At 55.4% G+C, this 267-nt stretch carries 1 rRNA gene; it reads right to left on the reverse strand.

From position 1 onward, the window contains the following. Window positions 1-267, reverse strand: a 16S ribosomal RNA gene (locus SB724_RS20410); the annotation flags it as partial.

Raw genomic sequence — 267 nt, forward strand, 5'->3', positions numbered from 1 at the left:
GCGGGACTTAACCCAACATCTCACGACACGAGCTGACGACAGCCATGCAGCACCTGTGTTACGGCTCCCTTTCGGGCACTTCCACCTCTCAGCGGAATTCCGTACATGTCAAGGGTAGGTAAGGTTTTTCGCGTTGCATCGAATTAATCCACATCATCCACCGCTTGTGCGGGTCCCCGTCAATTCCTTTGAGTTTTAATCTTGCGACCGTACTCCCCAGGCGGTCAACTTCACGCGTTAGCTGCGCTACCAAGGCCCGAAGGCCCC

Origin of the sequence: Bacillus sp. SIMBA_031 (assembly GCF_046535225.1) — a bacterium.
Classification (GTDB): Bacteria; Bacillota; Bacilli; order Bacillales; family Bacillaceae; genus Bacillus; species Bacillus velezensis.